Genomic DNA, 3,332 nt, shown 5'->3' on the forward strand with positions numbered 1-3,332 from the left:
GCTTACTAAAAACATTTCATATGAATTAGCGAGGCCTGACACAATCATGGTAAGTGTCCATACGAATAAACCGGCGATGGCTGTTTTTCGGGCACCTAATTTGTCAATGATGAAGCCCCAAAAAAGATTTGAAACTCCATAAGCAATGGTGAATACAAAAGAAAGAAGACCGATCTTTGCATTTTTGTCATCGCCTGTCATACCGAGTGCATTCAAGAATTCTGGATCTGTTTGAATGATGGAAATGCCAACCTTATCAATTTGTCCGAAAAACCAAAAGAAAAAAATTGGAACGGCAATATATAACCATCTTTTTTGCCCATTTAACATAATACCATCTCCTTGTCGATTTTTAAGCATGCTTAAAACACTTACCATCGAGTATAAGTGAATTACGGTTGCCCTAATCAAAGTAATTTTGTATATGTACTAGTTTTGATTTGCTCTTTAATGAGCTGTATCCCGCCTTTCTTCACAATACTGACTGATCGATATGCACTGGTGATGTTTTGCTAGGAAAACAAAGTTTTACTTTCTTAACGATAAAATAAATAGAATTGATTGTCAATTTAATATTTTAATAATTTTATATTTTTTGAATAAATAAACTTTTGTGATTTTAACATTTTTATAAAGATGCTTTTTTTATTTGAAAAAGTAAAAAGTCACGTGATTTGTAAACGGTTTATTTCCATGGGCACAATAAGTCTTTCTAATTTGTACTTGAAAGGATTGCAATTCTTGGACCGTGAGAATATAGGTAAGAAAACATCTATTGATGTAGGGGAAGAGTGCTTTCTTAGTCAACATGCAGAGGGAAACCTTCTGTTAAGGAAGAAGGTTGAAATCTTAAAAAGACCATAACAATTTAAGGGAAATCACTGAGGAAGATTTTAAGGGATTTATCGAAGTACATAAGAATTAACATCCTGAATGGAAGAAGTTACTTGCCCTGATATTAAGACTGCCAAACAAAAAAACTAGTATTGTCCATTTTTTTGGGTGATACAACAGAGACTAATTAGAAATGTGTACATGACTTTTTTGCGTCCAAAAAGGTTACTTAAACTTAAATCGAAAAATTCTGATTTATTCATATTGAATTTAAATTAAGAAAAATCTATAATTCATATATTAATAATGTTTTGTATATGAAATATTTATTGCTGGAAATGATTAGTTAAATAGTAGAAAATGTTACTAGATAATACTAAATCAACATTTTACCTTCAGTGTATTAAATTTATATTTTTAGTAAAGTTTGTATAGTTGTCTGTAACTATGGGAATAAGATGTTCTTCCCTCATTTACGACAATAAAACTGGGCCCCCCAATTAGTTTTATATACGGAAATATGTTTTAATTAAAAATATACATTTAAATCTATTTATAGTGAAAGTGAAAAGATTGTGAGGTTAAAGGATGCCAATTAGTCAATTAGAAGAATACTCGATTCATTATCGGGAATCTGGAGAAGGAAAAGCGCTTGTTATTCTACATGGGTTGGGAAATAACTCTCAATCTTGGGGACATCAACTCAGTCAGATGAAGGAAGAATTTAGAGTAATTGCTTGGGACGCACCTGGGTATGGTGAAAGTTCCGATCCAAAAGAAGAATTTCAAGAATTTTCCCAGTTTGCAGATGTATTGAAAGAATTCCTGGAGAGTCTGGGGCTACACTCAGTTTACCTACTCGGGCATTCAATGGGATCGGCAATTGCAATCGATTTTACGAACCGTTTTCCAGAAATGGTAGAGGCGCTGATTATATCAGATGCTACACGTGGAGCAGCCGGAGTAAGTCCGGAAGAAAATAAAAGAAAGCTTCAGAGTAGATTACACTCTATAAATACGTTAAAGCCTTGTGAGCTTGCGAAAAAAAGGGTGAAAGCGTTAGTGTCGCCAAATGCACCAGTTGAGGTAGTGAAAGAAGCAGAACGAATTATGTCGCAAGTGCGACCGCCTGGATACCGGTCTGTTTCCTACTCTTTATCTAATTTAAACCAAATGGAGATACTTTCTTCTATATCTGTTCCGACACTTGTTATGTGTGGAGAGCTGGATCAGGTCACACCGGTAAGTGAATCAAAGATTTTTCATGAATTGATTCCGAAATCCGAGTTTGCCATCGTTCCGAATACAGGTCATTTATGCTATCAAGAAGATCCAGAAGTGTTCAATAATTATGTCACTGAGTTTTTACAGAAACAACCGGTAGGTCAGAAATAGATGCTTACAAAAACAAAAAAGGAATTAAATAAAACAAGAAAATTTTCTAGGAAAACTGCAGAGAACGGTGGACATTTTACTGCATGTTCTTTCTAAGTTTCAGGTGATCTGTGATAAAGCTATGTTGAAGTCGGGAATTACATTTTTCTACTTTTTCTTAATCGATGAATGGTTGCATGAAGATAGATTTCTAGTTTGTCTCTATCTTTTTTTATTTCAGTGTAGAAAAGATTAAAATAGTTGAAGGTATCTCCTCTGCATAGTTTTTTGCGACACCGAAATGTATTGAATTTACAACGGGAGGAATACTTGAATGGCAAGCGAAGAGAAAGAGAAGTATAGTGCTAATTCATTAGTAAGAGGATTGGAAATCATTAAGCTTTTTAATGAATCACAGCCGAGTTTATCGCTTTCAGAAATAGCGAAACAACTGGGAGTAAGCAGAACGGTTCCATATCGTTTATTATTTACACTACAAAATATTGGGTACCTGTCTCAGGATGAACATACAAAACGTTATAGTTTAACGCCAAAAGTGCTTGAATTGGGTTTTAGTTATTTAAACAGCTTGAAATTCCAGGAAATTGTCCAACCCTATATGGAGACGCTGCGTGATGAAATCGGAGCATCTTGTCATTTGTCCATCTTGGATGGTCAGGAAGTGGTATATGTAGGTAGTGCCCCAATCAGAGGTGTATCAGCTGTCAATGTGAACATTGGTTTGCGACTACCAGCACACGCATTAGCCAATGGGAAATTACTGCTGGCTTATCAGCCAAAAGAAATTTTGATGCAAATGTTCCAAATCACTAACCTCACTCCTTATACAGACAAAACCCTTACAGCGCCGGGGGAATTCCAGAAGCAGTTGGAAACTATTCGGCAAAAAGGATATTCGATGACAAGCGGGGAGTTTCACCCTGGTATCCGTTCTGTAGCGGCGCCGATATTTGACCGGACTGGAAAAGTATTGGCTGCTTTGAATGTCGTGGCAACAGAATCTGCTTATCAGGAAGATTTTATCGATAAAATTGCCTTGCCGAAATTACTGGAAGTTTCTCAACAGCTATCCGTTTATATGGGATACAGTGGAGGAAATATGT

At 35.6% G+C, this 3,332-nt stretch carries 3 protein-coding genes; 2 read left to right on the top strand and 1 reads right to left on the bottom strand.

All coding sequences use genetic code 11. The annotated features are described in order from the left end of the window. On the bottom strand, window positions 1–330 hold a 330-nt coding region (locus tag AC1DUW_RS24040; RefSeq protein WP_477643646.1), incomplete at its 3' end, for an MFS transporter. A 1,092-nt stretch (window positions 331–1,422) separates the two neighbouring features. Between AC1DUW_RS24040 and AC1DUW_RS24045 the strand changes: the two genes are divergently transcribed. Together AC1DUW_RS24045 and AC1DUW_RS24050 are read left to right on the top strand one after the other, a co-directional pair. Beyond that, window positions 1,423–2,229 carry an alpha/beta fold hydrolase gene (locus AC1DUW_RS24045; protein ID WP_053345921.1) on the top strand — a complete coding sequence of 269 codons (807 nt, stop codon included), beginning with the start codon at window positions 1,423–1,425 and terminating at the stop codon, window positions 2,227–2,229. A 313-nt stretch (window positions 2,230–2,542) separates the two neighbouring features. Beyond that, on the top strand, window positions 2,543–3,332 hold a 790-nt coding region (locus AC1DUW_RS24050), incomplete at its 3' end, for an IclR family transcriptional regulator (protein ID WP_477643647.1).

The sequence above is a fragment of the Peribacillus sp. P4_C12 genome (genome assembly GCF_056402095.1).